The sequence below is a fragment of the Streptomyces sp. NBC_00210 genome (assembly GCF_045160975.1).
In the GTDB taxonomy this organism is placed as follows: Bacteria; Actinomycetota; Actinomycetes; order Streptomycetales; family Streptomycetaceae; genus Streptomyces.
Genome location: NZ_CP108120.1, coordinates 4,115,913 through 4,135,673, shown reverse-complemented (window position 1 = coordinate 4,135,673; position 19,761 = coordinate 4,115,913). Strand labels below are relative to the sequence as shown.

The 19,761-nt window shown below is 69.3% G+C and carries 13 protein-coding genes and 1 tRNA gene; 7 read left to right on the top strand and 7 right to left on the bottom strand.

Features of this window, described 5'->3' with window-relative positions; genetic code table 11:
* The first annotated feature begins 40 nt into the window (after window positions 1-40).
* From OG729_RS18685 to OG729_RS18675, 3 genes are all read left to right on the top strand, one after another.
* Window positions 41-721, top strand: a complete 681-nt coding sequence (locus OG729_RS18685) for a pyridoxamine 5'-phosphate oxidase family protein (protein WP_405807175.1) — start codon at window positions 41-43, stop codon at window positions 719-721.
* Window positions 722-878: 157 nt separating this feature from the next.
* Window positions 879-1,502, top strand: coding sequence for a response regulator transcription factor (locus OG729_RS18680; RefSeq protein ID WP_360877288.1), 624 nt, complete (start codon window positions 879-881; stop codon window positions 1,500-1,502).
* 231 nt (window positions 1,503-1,733) lie between these two features.
* Window positions 1,734-3,572 (top strand): choice-of-anchor C family protein, encoded by a 1,839-nt coding sequence (locus tag OG729_RS18675; protein ID WP_405807173.1) that lies wholly within the window; start codon window positions 1,734-1,736, stop codon window positions 3,570-3,572.
* Between the two features lie 64 nt (window positions 3,573-3,636).
* Here the strand turns inward: OG729_RS18675 and OG729_RS18670 are convergent, their stop codons facing one another.
* The 3 genes from OG729_RS18670 to OG729_RS18660 all read right to left on the bottom strand — a co-directional run bounded on the left by OG729_RS18670 (window position 3,637) and on the right by OG729_RS18660 (window position 8,731).
* On the bottom strand, window positions 3,637-4,995 hold the full coding sequence (locus tag OG729_RS18670) for a BTAD domain-containing putative transcriptional regulator (RefSeq protein WP_405807172.1): 1,359 nt from the start codon (window positions 4,993-4,995) through the stop codon (window positions 3,637-3,639).
* Window positions 4,996-5,668: 673 nt separating this feature from the next.
* On the bottom strand, window positions 5,669-6,307 hold the full coding sequence (locus OG729_RS18665) for a hypothetical protein (RefSeq protein ID WP_405807171.1): 639 nt from the start codon (window positions 6,305-6,307) through the stop codon (window positions 5,669-5,671).
* A 2,350-nt stretch (window positions 6,308-8,657) separates the two neighbouring features.
* A tRNA-Gly gene (locus tag OG729_RS18660) sits at window positions 8,658-8,731 on the bottom strand.
* Window positions 8,732-8,988: 257 nt separating this feature from the next.
* Here OG729_RS18660 and OG729_RS18655 point away from each other — a divergent pair.
* The 4 genes from OG729_RS18655 to OG729_RS18640 all read left to right on the top strand — a co-directional run bounded on the left by OG729_RS18655 (window position 8,989) and on the right by OG729_RS18640 (window position 14,138).
* Complete coding sequence (locus OG729_RS18655; RefSeq protein WP_360877273.1) at window positions 8,989-9,162, top strand: hypothetical protein; 174 nt, start codon at window positions 8,989-8,991, stop codon at window positions 9,160-9,162.
* 74 nt (window positions 9,163-9,236) lie between these two features.
* A complete protein-coding gene (gene dcd, locus OG729_RS18650; protein ID WP_360877269.1) occupies window positions 9,237-9,812 on the top strand; it encodes a dCTP deaminase in 576 nt (191 codons plus the stop codon).
* 3 nt (window positions 9,813-9,815) lie between these two features.
* Complete coding sequence (locus OG729_RS18645) at window positions 9,816-10,325, top strand: phosphoribosyltransferase (protein ID WP_405807170.1); 510 nt, start codon at window positions 9,816-9,818, stop codon at window positions 10,323-10,325.
* 363 nt (window positions 10,326-10,688) lie between these two features.
* Window positions 10,689-14,138, top strand: a complete 3,450-nt coding sequence (locus tag OG729_RS18640) for a hypothetical protein (RefSeq protein WP_405807169.1) — start codon at window positions 10,689-10,691, stop codon at window positions 14,136-14,138.
* A gap of 110 nt (window positions 14,139-14,248) precedes the next feature.
* Here the strand turns inward: OG729_RS18640 and OG729_RS18635 are convergent, their stop codons facing one another.
* The 4 genes from OG729_RS18635 to OG729_RS18620 all read right to left on the bottom strand — a co-directional run bounded on the left by OG729_RS18635 (window position 14,249) and on the right by OG729_RS18620 (window position 19,693).
* Window positions 14,249-15,151 carry a Yip1 family protein gene (locus OG729_RS18635; RefSeq protein ID WP_360877260.1) on the bottom strand — a complete coding sequence of 301 codons (903 nt, stop codon included), beginning with the start codon at window positions 15,149-15,151 and terminating at the stop codon, window positions 14,249-14,251.
* Between the two features lie 118 nt (window positions 15,152-15,269).
* Window positions 15,270-16,370 carry an FG-GAP repeat domain-containing protein gene (locus OG729_RS18630; RefSeq protein WP_405807168.1) on the bottom strand — a complete coding sequence of 367 codons (1,101 nt, stop codon included), beginning with the start codon at window positions 16,368-16,370 and terminating at the stop codon, window positions 15,270-15,272.
* A gap of 398 nt (window positions 16,371-16,768) precedes the next feature.
* Window positions 16,769-19,036, bottom strand: a complete 2,268-nt coding sequence (locus OG729_RS18625; protein ID WP_360877254.1) for a (Fe-S)-binding protein — start codon at window positions 19,034-19,036, stop codon at window positions 16,769-16,771.
* A 129-nt stretch (window positions 19,037-19,165) separates the two neighbouring features.
* A complete protein-coding gene (locus tag OG729_RS18620) occupies window positions 19,166-19,693 on the bottom strand; it encodes a sugar transferase (RefSeq protein ID WP_405807167.1) in 528 nt (175 codons plus the stop codon).
* Between the last annotated feature and the right edge of the window lie 68 nt (window positions 19,694-19,761).

Below are 19,761 nucleotides of genomic sequence, written 5' to 3'. Positions count from 1 at the left end.
CGCCCTCCGGCATGCCCATGCGCGACTTGGAAGAGGTCACGTGAACCAGAGCCCACTGCCGCCCACGCTGCCCGCGACCGATCGCACGCGTCACCGCCGGCTGCGGGAGCAGGGAAGCCTCGACCGCGCAGCCCTCAACGCGATCCTGGATGCCGGCTTCATGTGCCACCTCGGTGTGGTCGTCGACGGGCATCCCATGGTCGTCCCGACCGTCTACGGAACCGACGGGCAAAGCCTGTACTTCCATGGCTCGGCCGCCAGCAGGAGCCTCGTCGCCTCGCCGAACGCCACGATGTGCGTCACGGTCACGCACGTGGACGGCCTTGTCCTCGCCCGGTCGGTGTTCGAGCACGGCGTCAACTACCGCAGCGCGATGATCTACGGCACGCCCCGCCTCGTCACCGACCGCGAGGAGAAGCTCGCCGGTCTGCGCTGTCTGACCCGGCACGCCACTCCTGGCCAGTGGGAGTACGCACGTCGGCCCAACCGCAAGGAACTGGCGGCCACCGCCCTTCTCGCCCTGTCGCTGGAGGAAGCCTCCGTCAAGATCCGCACCGGTGGCCCCGACGACGGTGACGGACCCGACGCCGAACTCGGGATATGGGCCGGCGTCCTGCCCATGGTGACCTCCTTCGGCCGGCCGGAACCCGATCCGGCGCTCAAGGAGGGCATCACCGCGCCGCCCCACATCACCGCCCGCAGCGGCACCCGGGTCGGGTGACCGCGCCCGCCGCCGCTGTCCGTGTGGGCTTCTGACGGAAACCGCCGTCGCACCCGCGTGTTAAGTCCACGTTGAGTGGTGGGCCAGCGTGCTCCGGACGCTTGTGTCACGCGACGCCGCACATCGACGGCGCCGATGTGTGCGTTGAGGAGCATGGATGGAGCGCATTCCCGTGTGCATCCGCGCGGATGACCCGATTTCGCAGGTCGGAGTCGCTGGAGCACTCAGACCGCGGCCAGAGGTGCAGGTCCTTGCCGACACGGACATGAACCAGGCGCAGGTCGCCCTGGTCGTCACGGGTGCGGTGACCGACCACAGTCTCCGAGTCCTTCGATCGGTTTCACAATCGAGCGGTGCCCGACTGGTGATGGTCACCACGGACATCGATGAGTCCGACCTGGTGTCTGTGGCGGAGAGCGGGGTGGTCGGGGTGGTCCGGCGCGGCGAGGCCACCCCCGAACGGCTGGTCACGGTGATCCGGTCGGCCGCGGCGGGGGAGGGGGCCGTACCACCGGATCTGTTGGGCCGGCTGCTCGACCAGGTCGGCCGCGTGCAGCGTCAGGTACTGGGGCCACGCGGGCTGACCTTCAGCAGCCTCACGGAGCGGGAGGCCGGGGTGCTGCGGCTGGTCGCCGAGGGGTTCGACACCGCCGAGATCGCGACCAGGCTCGCCTACTCGCCGCGTACGGTGAAGCAGGTCCTCCACGACATCCAGAATCGCTTTCAACTCCGCAACCGTTGTCATGCCGTCGCCTACGCCATGCGTCAGGGCCTGATCTGACGGCCGCGCGTACGAGGACCTGCCGCGCCGACCTGGGGAAAGCCGCGGTTGTGTTCGGGTTGGCTCCGCCGTCGTCCGGGAACCGCTGTGGACAGTCCATGGCGGCGATTCCCCGGACGTCAAAACGCCGCTGCGCGCAGTGGCTAGTGTTTCCCCAAGTGCCGGACAGTTGCTGAGGCCAGAGCGTGCGACGGGGTGAACGCGGGTGGCGGGGTTAGGGAGTTGGCGGCAATGACAGGGAATCCGAGCCCGGGGCCCGGGGACCCTGGTGAGTCGAGGGCCGGCGCACCGACGGAACAGCCCGACGCCCAACTCATCGTGCGTGCTCGGGGCGGGGACGATGCGTCCTTCGTCGTTCTCTACGAGCGGCACTTCGAGTCAGCCTGTCGGCTGGCGCGTCTCTACGCGAACAGCCAGGCGGATGCGGAGGACATAGCCTCCGAGGGTTTCACCCAGGTGCTTGGTGCGATCCGCGCAGGTGGCGGCCCACGGCAGGCGTTCCGGCCGTATGTGCTGACCGTGGTGCGCCGGATCGCCGCCAGCGACGCGGCGCGGGGAAAGCGGGCCACGCCCACGCCGGAGATGGAGATCTACGCGCCGCTGCTCCCCTTCGAGGACCCGGTGCTGGCCGAACTGGAGGCTTCGCTGGTCGGGCGCGCGTTCGCCGCCCTGCCCGAGCGCTGGCAGGCCGTGCTGTGGCACACCGAGGTGGAGGGGGAAAGCCCCGCACAGGTGGCGCCACGGCTGGGGCTGTCCGCCAATGCCGCCGCCGCACTGGCCCTCCGGGCCCGCGAAGGACTGCGTAAGGAGTACCTGCAGGCGCACCTGTCCGAGCAGGAGATGGAGCGGGAGTGCCGCAAGTACGCCTCGAAATTGGGGGCCTATGTGCGTGGCTCCCTGGGGGCGCGGGATCGACGCCGCGTCGAGGAGCACCTCAAGGGGTGCGACCGCTGTGCCCGACTGCTGCTGGAACTTCGGGAGGTCTCCAGCAGCCTGCGCGGCATCCTGGCACCCATGATCCTGGGACCGGCGTTTGCGGGGTACTTCACCTCGCTGGCCGCGGCACCGTCGGACGGAACGTCGGACGCAACGACGGACGGAACGTCGGACGGAACGGGGCAGCCGATCGATCAACACGTTGACGGCGGGCTCCAGTTGAGGCCGCGAGGCGGCGAAGGTGCTGGGCAGGGCGCCGTTGTCGCTGCCATCTCGGTCGCTGCCGGCCTTGCCCTTTTCGCGATGGCTTCCTCGCTGTTCCTGTCTGCGGGACCAGCCTCGCGCCCCAGCACGGACAGCAGAGAGCCAGTCGCCACGTCCGCGCCTGCATTACCGGAGCCGGTGCCGCCCGGCCCCACGTCTCCCTCGCCGGTGGAGTCCGCGCCGAACGATCATCCGGTGCGGCCGGGTCCGAGCGGGGCGCCGGACACCTCCGTGGGCAGCTCCAACCCGTCACGCCCCGACGTGACCGCCTCGACTTCCCCCACCAAGCACCCCAGTGCCCCGAGCAGCCGCCCCAGTCCGGTGCCGAGCCCGGTGCCGAGCCCGGCGCCGAGCCCGGTCCCGAGCCCGGCTCCCAGTACGTTGCTGGCCAACGGCAGCTTCGAGTCGCCGTCCGCAGGCGCCCCGCTGACCGTCTACCACGCCGGTGACTCCATCGGGCGATGGCGGGTCGCCCAGAGCTCCGTAAATCTGGTCCGGTCGAACTACTCGCAGGCAGCGGACGGCAGCCAGTCCATCGACCTGAACGGCGATCTGCCCGCTCCCACCAACGGGGCGATCGCTCAGACCTTTCACACCACCACCGGCCAGAAGTACGCGCTCAGCTTCCACCTCGCCGGCAACCCCACGTGCACACCGGTGGTCAAGACCATGACGCTCAAGGTCGGCGCGGTCACGCGGGACTTCTCGTTCGACACCACCGGGCATTCCAACTCCGCCATGGGGTGGCGGCTGGAGACCGTCCGGTTCACCGCGACCGGTGACCGGACCACGCTGCGCCTGGCCAGCACCACCGACCCGAACAGCCAGTGCGGGCCGCAGATCGACAGCGTCAAGGTCGTCAGGGCGTAGGGCGCCACGCCGAAGTCGCGGCGACACCCGGCAGCTGGGCAAGGCCGGCCGCGGCCGCATGCCGTCAACAGTCATCGGGAAGGGTGGGTTCGTCGGTGTCGATGCCGAGTGAGGCGAGCATGGCGGTGTAGCGGCGCCGGGCCCGCTCGGCGGCGGCGGGTGCGCCGATGCGCTGGTGGGCCCGCACCAGCAGTTGCCACCCTGTGTCGTGGAAGGCGTCGATGACGAGGCACTTCTCTGCTGCCACCACCGCTTCCCGAGGGTTGCCGGCGGCGAGTTCCGCGGCGGCCAGTTCTGCGGCGGCGTTGGCCGCCTGATGCCGGTACATTTCCCGGTCCTGCTGAAGCCACTCGGCGGGGCCGTCCTCGGGCAGCAGTTCGCCGCTGTACTCGGCGAGCGCGTCCCGCAGGCCCCCCACGGCCGTGGTGGTGTCCCCGACCGCCCTCGCCCGCCGGCTCTGGGTCAGTGCGGTCTGGAAGGCGAGGGTGTCGAGGTAGGCGTCGGCCGGCAGATTGAGCAGGTAGGCGTCGCCGGTGCGGACCACCAGTTGGGGTCTGCGGCGTATGCGGTCCGGTTCCAGGAGGCCACGGAGGCTGGATATGGCCACCTGCAGGTTGGCCGTGGCCGACTCGGTAGGCGCCTCCGGCCAGAGGGCCTCGATCAGGGCCTCCCTGTGTACCGGACGGCCCGCACGCATGGTGAGCAGACGCATTGCGGCGCGGGCTCGCGGGCGGATCTTCATACAGTCGACGATCCGGTCACCGATGGTCATCCGGAATCCGCCGAAGCACCAGATCGCCAAACGGGGCGTGCGCTCGGCGCGGCGCACGGACGCGAGTGCCGGCCGTCGCTGGCTGATCGAGCTGATGGAGCCGGTCGGTCCGGTCGGTCCGGTCGAGTTGATCGAGCCGGTCGGTTCGGCGGCTGGTGATGTGCCAGTGGGGCCCGGCGCGGCCGCGCGACGCGCGCTTTGGCGGCGATCCTCGTCGAGGTTGGGGACAGCGACCGGCACGCGGCTCGAAGACGCGGTGACGTTCGCCGCGCTCGCGCGGTGCCTGATCCGGCGGGCGCCGGGTTCGATGGTCGTCGGCTGCTCGTGGGCCTCGAGCAGCGCGAGGAACGCCCGGGCCCGCGAGTGGATTGTTTCGGCGTCCAGCGTGGGACACCCGCGGGCCGAAGCGGCCAGGTTCTCGCCGAGCATTCTGGTGTCCTCGTCGGCTTCGTCGGCATCCTGAATCAGGCGCAGCGCCATCCCCAGTAATCGCAGCCCGACGTCGGCTGCGGACCCTTCGGCCGGCTCCCGGCCGGTGGCGCGGTGGTCGGGCGCATCACCGACGAGGTGGCCTCCGGGACCGACCGCCTCAGGCCTGCGCGCGTCGGCATCCTTCTCTGCTCGCTGGAGTGCATGACGGTTCGTATCCACGCCTATACAGAGGGACCAAGGGCCGCACTATGACGGGAGAACGCCAAAATTCTTCCGGTGCCGAGCAACTCCCGCCGTAGGAACCCACCGAGGCCGGGCGACCCCGTCGTACGGCGACTGCGAAAGCAGGGCCCGGTCGCTGACAACGGACGGGCGGCCGCCCTTTCGTGCGGCTCTGTCCGCCCCAACGACCGTTCCGATGGCCGCTGTGGAGGAGTGGTCGGGTGGCTGAGGATATGACGCGACGCTCGGTCGATGTGGTCCGGCGACCGCGAAGCAGAGGTGACCGAGCGACGGCTTCGCTTCGCTGCCACAACCCCGCGGCTCGTGATCCGACGTACCAGGAGTGACCCCAGAGCGCCGTCCTACTCCCCCAGAGGACGGCACGGTCTGCCCGCGAATGGAGCGGGCAGACCGGTCAGGCCGCACCGCCCCTCTCAGGTTCCGCCCGAACGGAGAGGGGCGGGGCGGTCCACCGACACTGATTCCAGGGCCTTCCCGGCGTAGTGGTCGGCCTCCTGGCAACCCGGCCCGGCACCGACAACTTCGGCAACCCCTACCTCCAACTGGCCGAGGTCGCACCGCAGAACTGACAGCAGCAAGGGCGGGAGCAGGAGCCGACAGCTCCTGCTCCCGCCATACCGACCCTGCCGCCTCGGCGACGGCTCTTTCCTCAGCCGATGCACACGCCGATCAGACACACGTGCGTCGGTGCCGTCGGATCGCCCGCCGACGTTGTCGGCAGAAGGTTCAGAGCCGGTGTGCCGGCGCCGGGGTCTTCGGCGGCAGCGGGCGCGGTCGTTCCCGGGGCTGGGGCCGAGGCTGGGGCGTCCGCGTTGCCAACCTGCGTCGCCCTGGCCGGCTCCGTTGTGGTGTGCGGCGTTGCCCTCGGAGTCGCGGTGTCCGGGCCCGTGGCGGCGGACTTCGGCTGCCCGTTCGTCGTCGCGGTGACAGGCGTGGCGGCGGTGGTGCTCCGCTGCCGGCCGGCCGTCGTGGGCGGACGAGTGCTGGGATGCCGCGAAACCGGGGTGTCCGGTTGCTCCGCCGAGTCGGTGGTCGCTGTCCTGGGAGTGGCCGCGATCACCGGCTCCGGCGGTGAGGCCGCGTGTGTGTGGCTGGTGGAAGGCCTGGTGGTCGGCAGAGCAGCAACGGTCAGACCGCCACCGACGATGGCAACGGCCGTTGCGGCCACGGCCCGACGCTTGTTCTTCTTCCAACGCGCCAGCTGCCGCCGCCGAGCCGCCCGGCCCTGCCCGGTGGGGGCGGTGCCTTCGTGGCCGCTGGACGAACCGGTACCCGATACATCCGCCATCGCGTCTCCGGATGCACCGCTGCCGATCGGTGCGGTGTCGGTGTGACGAGTGCCGGGGTAGGACGCCGGAGCGGGGACCTCCTCCGCGCGCCATGCCTGCCTCGTCGTTGCGGTAGAGGCGACGTCGCTGTGGCGGCGCGCGGAAGTCGGGGCAATGTCGGGAGCGTATGCGCCGCACCCTGGACACACGAGCGCCCCATTGAGATTCCGGCGGCACGAGGAGCAGTAGTCCATCTGCGATCTTTCTGTGCTGACTGCGCCGCCAGGGACGCCGGCGACCTGTTTCAAGTTCGCACGCGGGATCGAGCGGCCAGTAACGCTACTGGCACCCGCCGAAGGTGATGCGCAGCCCCTGTGATGCTGCTGCAAAGATCTACTGCCGGTTGTCCCTCGTACTCCCGGACATGTCGTCACGAATGCCGGGATGAGGGGCCGGGCTGGATTTTGTGCGACGTCAAGCACGTAATCCCTCATATCCGCTGGTCGAGCGGCACACACGGGATCCGGACGGGGCGCAGCCGGAAACGGACTCGGTCCCGGAATCACGAAGTTCGGGCCCTCCGAACCGAAGGGCTTCACCGATTGGTGTTGGTCGCCCAGACCGCCGAATTGTCACGCCCGTACAGACACATATTGCCGTCGTCCTGCACTGTCAGATAGGTGGGCCTGCCCCAGGTTCCGGATGCCCAGATCGGCTGGTGATTCGCGTTGTGGAGAACGAAGTTCCCGTCCGTCTGCAAGACCGCGCAATCGCCTCGCCGCCAGGCTCCGGGGGCCGCCCATACGGCGCTGCCGTCTCGGTACAGGACAAGGTTCCGGTCTGCCTGCAGACGGAGAACGGTTCGTCCGTCGTACGAGGTCCAAGCCTGGTTGACGCAGAGTTTCGATCCGGCGAGGAAGGTGGCATCGCGCCCCGTGCCCATGGCCGGGACGCTCGCGTGCTTCTTCGAAGTCTCCGTTTTGGGCAGAGGCCGTTTCTTCTGAACCGCCTCGCGACCGGGTGACGCGATCTGACGCCGGGTCGGGGAGGTACTCCCGTGTGCCCCGGCGGTCGGCACGCCTGCCTGGGACTTCGCACGGGTCGCTGCCGGACTCTGCGTGGGCGCCGCAGGGGCCGGTACGAACTCACCGGGATTCTGCACCTCCGCACCGTCCTGGAGTACTGTGGCCGCGGCCTCCGCGGCAACGGCCGAACCATGCGAGGCCGGGTCGGATCTCCCGGCCACCAGCATTAAGGGGACGGCCACCAGCAGCGCTCCGGCTATCGCGGCTCCCGCGAGTATGGGCTTGCTCGGGCCGCCGCCGGAGGACGAGGTGCTCGTCACGGTGGGCGGGCTCACGCCGCCGGCAGCGGCGACTTCACCACTGCCGTCGGGCTCGGCGGCACGCGCAGCGGGGCTCGACTCCTCATCGGGAACCGCTGAGACCGCACCTGTTGCGGCGGGAGCCGTTTCGGCCTCGGCGCCGGCCGTCCGGGGCGCTGCGGCACGCTTCGCCGAAGGGGCAGACACCGACTGCGTCGGAGCCGGTTCCGCGGCGGCCGCCACTCCCTCCGGCGGCGCTTCGCTGGATGCCCGACGCTCACTGTGAGCCATCTGCTTCTCCTCACCATGCGTTCACACATTTGCCTCGCGAACGACATCTCACGCCGGTGCACGAATTGAATGGCAGTCACTTTCGCCAGTCAGCCTCGGCGGGCCCATTGCATCGACCCCGCCGCATTCATGTCAAGCAATCCCTTGGCCTTCTCCGCTGGGTCGTTTCACTTCGGGCGGGAAAGGCAACTGGCTCTGCGTCAAACGGACGGCCATAGGTGGCGGGATGCCCCTATTAAGCGATGTAAGTGACCTATTTCCGGGGGGTGGGAACGGGCAGCAACCGGGCAGGGAATCGCGCTGTCCGGGTCCCAAGTCCGACCCTCAAAAACCCGGTCGGCGAGTGTCTCCAACTACCTTCATATGACGGTGACATACGGCGAACAGTGGCCGGCCCGGGGGCCGGCGGGGTCGCCCGCCGCCCCGACCGGGCGAGGGCGTTGCTCGCTGGGACCCTCATCGCGTACCTCTACCGTCCCAGCTCCGTGCCGGCCACTTTCGCCTCGTCCAGGATGTCTCGCTCCAGCCGCTCGACCGGCGCAACAGGGGAGGGAGCGGGACGGAGACAGGAGCCTCGTCCCCGGCGGTGAAACCGGGAGCGCGCGCGGCGAGCGGAGCGAGGCGCCTCGATCAGCTCGTGCGGGCCGCCCGGCGGAAGGGCGCCGACCGGCCTTCTGGTGCGAATCTGGTGCGCGACGCCTGGAGGGGTCTGGCACAACAACAAAGCCCCGGGCTCTTGGCCTGGGGCTTTCGTATGGAGCGGGTGACGGGAATCGAACCCGCGCTCTGAGCTTGGGAAGCTCATGTTCTACCATTAAACTACACCCGCGTGGCGGACCGGTGATCGGCACCGCACCGTCGCACACTGTACCCCATTGCTGGCCCCCGGTGTATTTCGCCGCGGGGCCTTCGTGCTGTCCGGGGCGTCGATCCGGGCACCGATCCAGCCGATCCCGAGCGCTCCGATGTGGCTGCGGGGCGCGGGAGTTGAGGCGTACCTTTGAGTCACGGAGTGCCGTGTGCGGCCCCGCCCCATACATCCCCTAATGTGGTCCTTCGTCCGGATTTCTTTGGGGAAGGGACCCGATGGACTTGATGGAGCGCACCGTCGTCCGCTGTGCCGAGGGGCACGTCTTCACTACCGCTTCGTTCCCGATGCAGCAGCTCGGCGCCGATCGGATCGGGCCCGGGCGGCTCATCCGGTGTCCGCGCTGTGCGCGGCTGCGGAATGTGGTGCCCGTGGAGTCCGCCAAGCGGTAACCGAGCGGCACGGGGCAGGGTGCGTGGGGCTGTCCGATTGGGGCGGGCCCGCGCGCTCTGCGTATCCTCGGGGCGTGCTTCTCTCAGACAAGGACATCCGGGCCGAGATCGACGCCGGGCGGGTACGTATCGACCCGTACGAAGAATCCATGGTGCAGCCATCGAGCATCGATGTGCGGCTCGACCGCTACTTCCGGGTGTTCGAGAACCACCGCTATCCGCACATCGACCCCGCCGTCGAGCAGTCGGATCTGACGCGGCTCGTCGAGCCCGACGGCGATGAGCCCTTCATCCTGCACCCCGGGGAGTTCGTGCTCGCCTCGACGTACGAGGTCATCACGCTGCCCGATGATCTGGCGTCGAGGCTGGAGGGGAAGAGCTCGCTGGGGCGGCTCGGGCTCGTCACGCACTCGACCGCCGGGTTCATCGACCCGGGGTTCTCGGGGCACGTCACGCTCGAGCTGTCGAATCTCGCGACGCTGCCCATCAAGCTGTGGCCGGGCATGAAGATCGGTCAGCTGTGCATGTTCCGGCTGAGCTCCCCGGCCGAATTCCCGTACGGGAGTGAGCGCTACGGCTCCCGCTACCAGGGACAGCGCGGGCCCACGGCCTCGCGCTCGTTCCAGAACTTCCATCGGACGCAGGTATGAGCCATGCCTGAGGTGCGCGAGAACCTGACGTACGAGAAGTTCGGCGGCGCGATCCGCGAGCTCGCGCAGGCCATCGCCGACGACGGGTACGAGCCCGATGTCGTGCTGTCGATCGCGCGCGGTGGCGTGTTTGTCGCGGGTGGTCTGGCCTATGCACTCGACTGTAAAAACATTCACCTTGTAAATATTGAATTTTACACAGGGGTCGGTCAGACGCTTGAAATGCCCGTTATGTTGGCCCCCGTCCCGAACGCGATCGACTTCTCGAACAAGAAGGTCCTGATTGCCGACGACGTCGCCGACACGGGGAAGACGCTCAAGCTTGTGTACGACTTCTGCCTCGACCACGTGGCTGAAGTACGGTCCGCGGTGATCTACGAGAAGTCGCAAAGCCTCGTGAAGTGCGAATACGTGTGGAAGCGCACGGATGACTGGATCAACTTCCCGTGGAGCGTGTTGCCTCCAGTACGAAAGGCGGGCGAGCCGATCACGCCCTCCAAGGAGGCGCTGTAGGCCCGGACGCCTACGCGTCCCTCCGGGTGGCTTTCGGGATCGTCAGCAGCATGACTGTGAGTGCCTGACCTGCGTGTTCGACGCCTCACGCACACGCCAGGCGGCGCGCTGGTCCACCGGGGTCCAGATCTTCAGCAGCTATGTCGCCGGTGCCGCTGCACGGCAACGGGGCCTCACGTCCGTAGCTGCGATGGCGGGCAATTAATCCCAGCATTGTCGGATTCCTGTGCGATCATTGCCGCATCTTTGTCATGTGCCGCACCAGACCCACGAGCGCGGCCATGTCCTTACCGTCCCGGGGGGAACGGAATGTCACGCCATCCGCGTGCGACGACCGCGAGACCAGCGCCGCGCACCGCACTCATGCTCACGCTGCCCATCCTTTTGTCCGTCCTGCTGTCCACGCTGCTCCCGGTGGGAGCAGCGTGGGCGCGGGACATCATGCCCACCGCCGCGGACGCCGCCGGCGACAACTGCGCCACGCTGCCGCTCAGCCCTTTCGGGGACCCGGGCAGCGCGGCCGGCAAGGCGACGATTCCCGGCGGCAGCAGCGCCTGCTTCGGCTTCAACGCCGAGAAGGCCGGGCTGCACCGCGTCGTGCTCGGCAAGGTCCACGCCCAGACCTACACCCAGGTCTTCGACGGCGCCACCCAACTGAACTGCAACCAAACCGATCGGAGCGACGCGGGCTGGTGCGATCTGCCCCGCGCCGGCGCCTACACCCTGAAGGTGGTCAATCAGGGGTGGCAGAACCTGATCGACACTCCTGTCGCCGTTGTGCCGCTGAACACCGCCGACCACTGTGCCGCGGAGGCCGGGACGGCGTGGGACGCCCCCGTCGTGAAGGGCTCCGCCCCCGGCCCGGTGGCGATCATGTGCCAGCCCTTCACCGGTGCAGCCGGTGAGCGCATCACCGTCGACCTCCGCACCGACAAGCACTCCAGCGACAGCCAGTACTGGATCACCGACGGGTCCGGTGCCCGGATCTGCCCGCGCTCCAACGACGACGGCAGCGAAGGCTGCGTCCTGCCGGGCGGCGGCCCTTACCGGATCCTCGCCCGCATCGGCGATGTGGAGGGCGGCTTCCCCGCCGCGTACACCCTGAAGATCCGCCGCCTCTCCGATCCGGTCGGCTGCACGCACGTCCCGCTCAACGCGTACGGCTCGGCGCCCACCACCGTGGATCCGTCCTTTGGCTGCAAGGTCTTCACCGCGCCCGCCGGCGGGCGCTACGACGTGTACGGAGTCCACGACGGGAGCCGCTCCCCGCTGAAGGTGTACGACCACACGGGCCGGACCGTCTGCACGTCGGGCGGCATCTGCACCCTGCCCTCCGCCGGTGACTATTCCGTACTCACCGACGACGCCACCCTGATCCTCGACCGGTCCGCCACCACCGGCTGCCAAGCAGTCGAACTCGGCACCCACCAGGGCACCCTGACCCACAGCGGCGAGGTGGACTGCCTGACCCTGCCGCTGTCCAAGGGCTCCGGTATGGCCGCGCTGAAGAGCGTGAGCGGCCAGATCCCGCGGATCGACGTCACCGTCGCCGACGCCACCGGCGCCCAGCTGTGCGACGTGACCACCCTCAACTGGGGCACCTGTGGGCTGAACGGCACCGCTCCGTTCCGTGTCCTGGTCTCCGCAGCCGACCAGAAGACGCCGACCGGCTCCTACCGCCTCGCCCTGTACCGCACGAGCGCGCCGAACGACTGCCAGGTGCTCCCGGCGGGCGACTTCACCTCCGACAGCGCCCACGCACGCTTGAGCACGGGCGACGGGGTGTTCTCGCACTGCCTGACCATTCCCGCCGGTGACCACAGCACGATGGAGAGCCTCCAGCTCCAGCCCGCCCCCGGTACGACGGCCAGGACGTACCTCTCGGTCGTGGACAAGTACAGCAGGCAGGTCTGCCGGGGCCCCGGCATCCGGCTCACCTGCAACCTCGTGCCGGGCGTCGCGCACACCGTCCTGGTCAACGGAAGCGACACAACCGGCACTTACACCCTGACCCGCCGGGACGTCACCTCCACCGCAAAGGGCTGCACCGCCAATCCCGCGACCCCGGTCGGCGGACCATCCACGGGCGGCACCATCTCCGGGGCGAACACGCTGCTCTGCCGCCAGGTCACCACCTCCGACGCCGAGGACACCCTGCACCTCGACGTCCGCGACGCGCTCGGCACCGCGAGCCTCGTGGCTTTCGGCGAGGACGGCAAGGTCGCCTGCAGCACCTACCCCAACAAGGCCTGCGCGGTTACCGGTTCCACCCACTACCAGGTCCTCGTCACCGTGCCGACGAGCCAGAAGGACGAAGACTCCTACCGCTTCGACGCCCTGCGCATCGCCACCGCGGCCGGCCCGGCCCGGGAGTGCACGGCCGTCCCCAACATCAGCTATGGGTACGGTCCGATCACCGGCACCCTGGACGAGCAGCACACTGCCGTCTGCGCGACACTGCCGACCGCGTACAGCGACCGCTTCAACGTGGCGATCAGTGACACCACGGGGGCCACCGACACCGCCGTGCCCGCGCTGTACGGCAAGAGCCTCGTCAACGGCTGCACACTGATGCGGCCCACCGGCTACGAATGCTCCGTCAACGAGCCGGAGACCAGGGCCGTCACCCCCGGCATCATGGTTCTGAGCCTGCCCAAGAAGGCCTCCCACACCTCCTACCGGGCGGAACTCATCTGCTCCTCCGTCATCTGCGGAACGCAGCGGGTCAGCGTCGATTGGGTGACCCCGACCACCGCCGAGAGCGGCACGAAGGCCACCGTGAGCGTGATCGGTACCGCGCTGCACAAGGACGACAAGGTGGTGCTCAGCCGGGTCGGCAGCAAGGTGGAGTCGACCACCGTGTCGGTGTCGGCCAACCGCAGGACCCTTACGGCCCTGCTGGACCTGACCGGGGCCGCCCCGGGCGACTGGAACCTCAGCGTCATCACCCACAACGAGGGGGAGTACGCACAGGGCACCTTCGCCGTCACCCCGCCCACGCTGACCAACACCGCGGCTCCCGCCATCCAGGGCACGGCTCAGGTCGGCGCCACCCTCACCGCGAACGCGGGCAGTTGGACGCCCACCCCGGCGTCGTACGGCTACCAGTGGAAGGCGGACGGCGAGGCCATCTCCGGGGCGACGGCGTCCACATACACGGTGCCCGCCCTGCTGCTCGGCAAGAAGCTGACCGTCACCGTCACCGCCCGCCTCCTCGGTGGAGAAACCGACGTCACCTCGGCGGACGTCACGGTCGCCAAGGGCGCCGCCCCCACGGCCATCACGGCCCCGAACATCAGCGGCGCGGCGAAGGTCGGCGCCAAGCTCGGCCTCACGCAGGGCACTTGGACTCCGGCCGCCACGTCGTACGGCTACCAGTGGAGGGCGGACGGCAAGCTGATCTCCGGGGCGACGGCGTCCACGTACACGGTGCCCGCCTCATTGCTCGGCAAGAAGCTGACCGTCACCGTCACCGCCCACCGCACGGGCCATGCCGACGGCACCGCTGCGACCGCCGCGGTCACGGTCGCCAAGGGCAGCGCCCCGAAGGCCACCAAGGCGCCCACGATCTCGGGCACCGCCAGGGCCGGCTACACGCTCAAGGCCGCCCAGGGCACCTGGACGCCCACCCCGTCCTCGTACGCCTACCAGTGGTACGCGGACGGCAAGGCGATCAAGGGCGCCACCGGGTCCTCGCTGAAACTGGCCTCCGCCCAGCGCGGAAGGAACATCACGGTCAAGGTGACCGCCCGTCGAACTGGGCACAGCGACGGCACCGCCACCAGCAAACCGACGGCGAAGGTCGCTCGCTGAGCACGTCTCACGGGGTGGGCCCCGCCGGTGTGGAGGCCTGACCTGCGGACGGATGGACATGAAAGAGGGCCCCACCACCCGGTGGGGCCCTCTTCTGCGTCCGTACCGCGCTAGATCGTGCCCAGCTTGATGATCGACAGCAGCGCAATCAGCTGGATCGACGACGCCGCCAGCGCCTTCGGCCACGGCAGGTCGTGCGACTTGCTCACCATCGAGGTGAACAGCGCACCCGCCGCCAGCCATGTCGCCCAGCCCAGGACCTGGACCAGGGAGTTCTCGCCGCCCAGGAACAGGGCGAAGACCAGGCGCGGGGCGTCCGTGATCGACATGATCAGCATCGACAGGCCGACCGTCGGCTGCCAGGCGCCGTCGCCGCCCAGCTGGCGGGCCAGGGTGTGGGTCACCGCGCCCAGGATCAGGCCGCCGACGACGAATGCGACCGCCGTGGTCAGGACGTACGGGATGGCCGCCGAGATCGTCGCGTTGATCGTCTCCTCGCGGGCCTTGTCGAAGCCGAAGAGCGCGAGCAGGCCGTAGAGGAACGTGACGATCAGCGCCGGGCCCCACACGGGGTAGTCGCGCATCTGCCAGAACGTCGGGCCCGGGCGCAGCACGATGCCGCTCAGCAGTTGCTTCCAGTGCAGGCGGGGGCCCGCGGGTGCGGCCGGGGCCGTGCCCGCGCGGTAGGTCGCGCCGTCGCCGTACGGGTCCTCGTTGATGCCGAACGCCTGGGTGTGGCCAGGGTTGTTGGCATACGGATCGACGTGCGGGGCAGGTCCGCCCTGGGGCTGCTGGTACGGGTCGCCGAAGTACTCCGGTTCGCCGTACGGGCCCTGGGGGCCCTGCTGGTGGTGCTGACCGCCGCCGGCCTGGGGCCACTGCGGCGGCTGCTGCTGTTGCGCGTACGGCGGCCCCGCATGGCCTCCCCCGCCTCTGTAGGGCGGCGGTGCCTGCTGCGGTTGCTGCTGCTGCGTGCGGTTGTCCCGGCCGCGTCCGATCCTGAATCCAGCCACGTAATCGAACGTACCTGGTCCCGGAGAGTGAGGGTGCCGGGGCGGGGAAACGCGGCCGCCTTTGCTGCCGACCTGTGACATCCCCTAGGGGGCCTGCCCGGGGGACCCTGAGGGGACGTCAGCGCAGAAAGACCGAGCTGCTGAAGGTGAGCAGTGGGCGGCTTGGTGCGGTGGCCGGGTACAGCGCCAGCACATCCGCGCGCTCGCCCCTGTGCGTACGAGTGACCAGGTCGGGGCGTTTGTCGCCGTCGAAGTCCGCGTACATCAGTACGTCCGTGGTGGGCGTCGTCTCACCCGACGGGAGCGCGGGCGCCGTCGGCGCCTGTACGGCGTCGAAGACATAGCGGCCGCCCGCGCGGCCGGGGCCGTCCGGGCCGCCCAGCAGCAGCTTGCCCTTGGCCGATGCGCCCGGCTTCGGGGTGCGGGCGGAGACCACCAGGTCGTCGTAGCCGTCGCCGTTCGCGTCGGGCTTCGGGGACGGGGCGGACAGGGCCGGGCCGCCGCCCGGGACGGGGGCCGTGGCGGCGCGCGGGGCGCCGTTGCGGGTGAAGGGGCCGCGCAGGAAGCTGACCCGGCCCGCGGACGCGGTGACGGCGAGGTCTGTCGAGCCGTCGCCGTCGAAGTCGCCGCAGACGGGGTGGTCGGGCCAGTCGTTGCCGTAGCGGGCCTTCTCGGGGATGCGCAGGACGACCGCCTTGCCGCCCAGGCCGGACGGGGAGCCGAAGAGCAGCTGGAGCGGTACGGGGGGCCGGCCGATGCCGTTGTACGGCGGGTCGGTGGCCACGATCAGCTCGGAGAAGCCGTCCTTGTCGAGGTCGCAGGCGGCCGCCGCGTCGAAGGCGGCGGGGAGGGTGCCGTCGACCGGGGCGGCATTGGCTCGAGGGGTGAGGAGGCGGCGTACGGCCGGGTCGAGGGCGCGGGGGCCGGCGGTGCCGTAGACGACGCCGATGCCCGCGTCGTCGCCGTGGGTGTCGCCGGGGGCCTTGACCAGGTCGTTCACCACGAGGTCGCGGTGGCCGTCGCCGTTGAAGTCGGCGGGCACGCGGCTGCCCCTGCCGACGGGGACGGGCAGGGCGGTGGCCCGGCCGGACAGTGGGGCGGTGTCGCCGTTCTTGGCGGCGGCGGGCCGGTCGTCGGGCGCGGGGTGGCTCGTGCAGCCCGCGAGCAGCACCGCGCAGGCGCCGGCCGCGCCGATCGCCACCGCTGCCGTCGCCCTCATCCGTATCCGCCCTGTCCGCCGTGTCCGCACTACCCGTCCCGTCCGTCTCGCCTGCGCTCGGTCTGCTCAGTCGCCCCTTGATGCTCGTTCGGCCGTCCCGGCAGGGCAATGGATCCGGCATGATCGCTGGCCAATGGTTATTCGCTGGGTAGTTGAGTGGGTTCGTTATGTGGCGGATGAGGGAAATCAGGGGATTGCCCTTCCGCGCTCTGCCCTGCCGAGCAGTGCACCCGTAGCTTCGTGGATGTCTTCACGGCACCGAGCCACAGACACGACGGATCGGGCATCAGCTCACCGGGGGAGAGCACTCCATGCGCGCTCCCTCTCCACCGGCGACACAGGAAAGCGGCCGGACCTGCCCCCGAGGCAGATCCGGCCGCTTCCGCGCTGGGTACGGACTACTTCACCGGCTCCGGTTCCGGCGCGTCCGCCGGCTCCTCGTCGTCCGCCGGGTCGGCCGGAGTCTTCACCGAGTCGAGCAGCAGCTGCGCGACGTCGACGACCTGCAGCGACTCCTTGGCCTTGCCGTCGTTCTTCTTGCCGTTCACGGAGTCCGTGAGCATGACGAGGCAGAACGGGCAGGCCGTCGAGACGATGTCGGGGTTGAGCGACAGGGCTTCGTCGACCCGCTCGGTGTTGATGCGCTTGCCGATCCGCTCCTCCATCCACATGCGCGCGCCACCGGCGCCGCAGCAGAAGCCCCGCTCCTTGTGGCGGTGCATCTCCTGCTGACGCAGACCGGGGACGGCCGACATGATCTCGCGCGGCGGCGTGTAGACCTTGTTGTGGCGGCCCAGGTAGCAGGGGTCGTGATACGTGATCAGACCCTCGACCGGCGTGACCGGGATCAGCTTGCCCTCGTCGATGAGGTGCTGCAGCAGCTGCGTGTGGTGGATGACCTCGAACTCGCCGCCCAGCTGCGGGTATTCGTTCGCGATCGTGTTGAAGCAGTGCGGACAGGTCGCGACGATCTTCTTCGCCGACTTCGGCTTCTTCGTGGACTCGTCCTCGTCGTCCTCGCCGAAGGCCATGTTCAGCATGGCCACGTTCTCCTGGCCGAGCTGCTGGAACAGCGGCTCGTTGCCCAGGCGCCGCGGCGAGTCACCGGTGCACTTCTCCTCGCCGCCCATGATCGCGAACTTCACGCCCGCGATGTGCAGCAGCTCCGCGAAGGCCTTGGTGGTCTTCTTGGCCCGGTCCTCCAGCGCGCCCGCGCAGCCGACCCAGTACAGGTAGTCGACCTCGGACAGGTCCTCGACGTCCTTGCCGACGATCGGGACCTCGAAGTCGACCTCCTTGGTCCACTCCACGCGCTGCTTCTTGGCCAGACCCCAGGGGTTGCCCTTCTTCTCCAGGTTCTTGAGCATCGTGCCCGCCTCGGACGGGAACGCGGACTCGATCATCACCTGGTAGCGGCGCATGTCGACGATGTGGTCGATGTGCTCGATGTCGACCGGGCACTGCTCCACGCAGGCACCGCAGGTGGTGCAGGACCACAGCACGTCCGGGTCGATGACCCCGTTCTCCTCCAGCGTCCCGATCAGCGGGCGCTCGGCCTCCGCGAGGGCCGCCGCCGGCACACCGGCCAGCTGCTCCTCGGACGCCTTCTCCTCGCCCTCCATCGTCTTGCCGCCGCCGGCCAGCAGATACGGGGCCTTGGCGTGCGCGTGGTCGCGCAGCGACATGATCAGCAGCTTGGGGGAGAGGGGCTTTCCGGTGTTCCAGGCCGGGCACTGCGACTGGCAGCGACCGCACTCCGTACACGTGGAGAAGTCGAGGATGCCCTTCCAGGAGAACTGCTCGACCTGGGAGACGCCGAAGACATCGTCCTCGCCCGGGTCCTCGAAGTCGATCTCCTTGCCGCCGGACGTCATCGGCTGGAGGGCGCCGAGTGCGGTCGAGCCGTCGGCGTTCCGCTTGAACCAGATGTTCGGGAAGCCGAGGAAGCGGTGCCAGGCCACACCCATGTTGGTGTTGAGCGAGACCGTGATCATCCAGATCAGCGAGGTGCCGATCTTGATCATCGCGGTGAAGTAGATCAGGGTCTGGAGAGTGGCGACGCTCAGGCCCTTGAAGGCCAGCACCAGCGGATACGAGACGAAGTACGCCGCCTCGTAGTGGTCCACGTGGTGGATCGCGCCCTCGAGCCCGCGCAGGGCGAGGATCGCGAGGCCGATGGTGAGGATGACGTACTCGACGAAGTACGCCTGCCAGGCCTTGGAGCCCGCGAAGCGCGACTTGCGGCCGGCCCGCGAGGGCAGGTTGAGCAGCCGGATCGCCATCAGGATGACGATGCCCACCACGGTCATCAGGCCGATGAACTCGATGTACATCTCGAACGGCAGGAAGCCGCCGATGACCGGCAGGGTCCAGTCGGCCTGGAAGAGCTGGCCGTACGCCTGCGCCAGCGTCGGAGGCAGGGTGAGGAAGCCGATCGCGACGAACCAGTGGGCAAAGCCCACGATCCCCCATCGGTTCATGCGGGTGTGGCCAAGGAATTCCTTGACCAGGGTGATCGTGCGTGCCTTCGGGTTGTCGGTGCGGCTGCCCGCGGGCACCGGCTGACCGAGCTTCACGAACCGGTAGATCTGCGCGACGGCTCGGGCGATGAGCGCAACGCCGACCACGGTCAGCACCAGCGACACGATGATCGCGGCGAGTTGCATTTCGGGCTCCTCGGGCCTGCGAGGGTGGGCAATCTGTCCAGACTACTAAGCGGTAACTTAGGTAGTCCGTGCTGAGAGTACCCACTTATTCCGCCGCACTGTAGCCGCGCAGCCGGTGATCTGTGTCGCTCAGGCAAGCCTGACCGGGCGGGGCGCCCGGCGTCCGGCCGCGGCCGTCGGGAGGGTGCGGGCCAGGATAAGAAGGTCCAGTCCCAGCCAGTGTTGCTCCACATAGTGCAGATCGAGTACTGCCATCTCCTCCCAGGGCAGCTCCGAACGGCCGCTGGTCTGCCACAGGCCGGTCATTCCGGGGCGTACGCCGAGCCGGGCGCGGCCCGCGAAGCCGGCTTCCTCGGGGTCCTCGGGCGGCAGCGGGCGAGGCCCCACGAGCGACATCTCGCCACGCACCACATTGATCAGCTGCGGCAGCTGGTCCAGGAAGTGGCGGCGCAGCAGCCGGCCGACGGGCGAGACCGGTGTCGTACGGAAGGTCAGCATTGCAAACCTGGATCCGCCGAGGCCGGTCCGCTCCCGGCGGGTCAGGAGCGAGCCCCGGGTGGTGGCCCCGACGGCGGCGGTGAGGGCGAGCAGCAGCGGGGACAGGAGCAGCAGCAGGATCAGACTGCCCGTCAGATCGACGGCTCGCTTTGCAGGCATGGACGCACGCCCTTCGTCGCGACCTTCGTCACGGCTGTCATTCGGTGACCGTTTTTTGCGGCTATGAC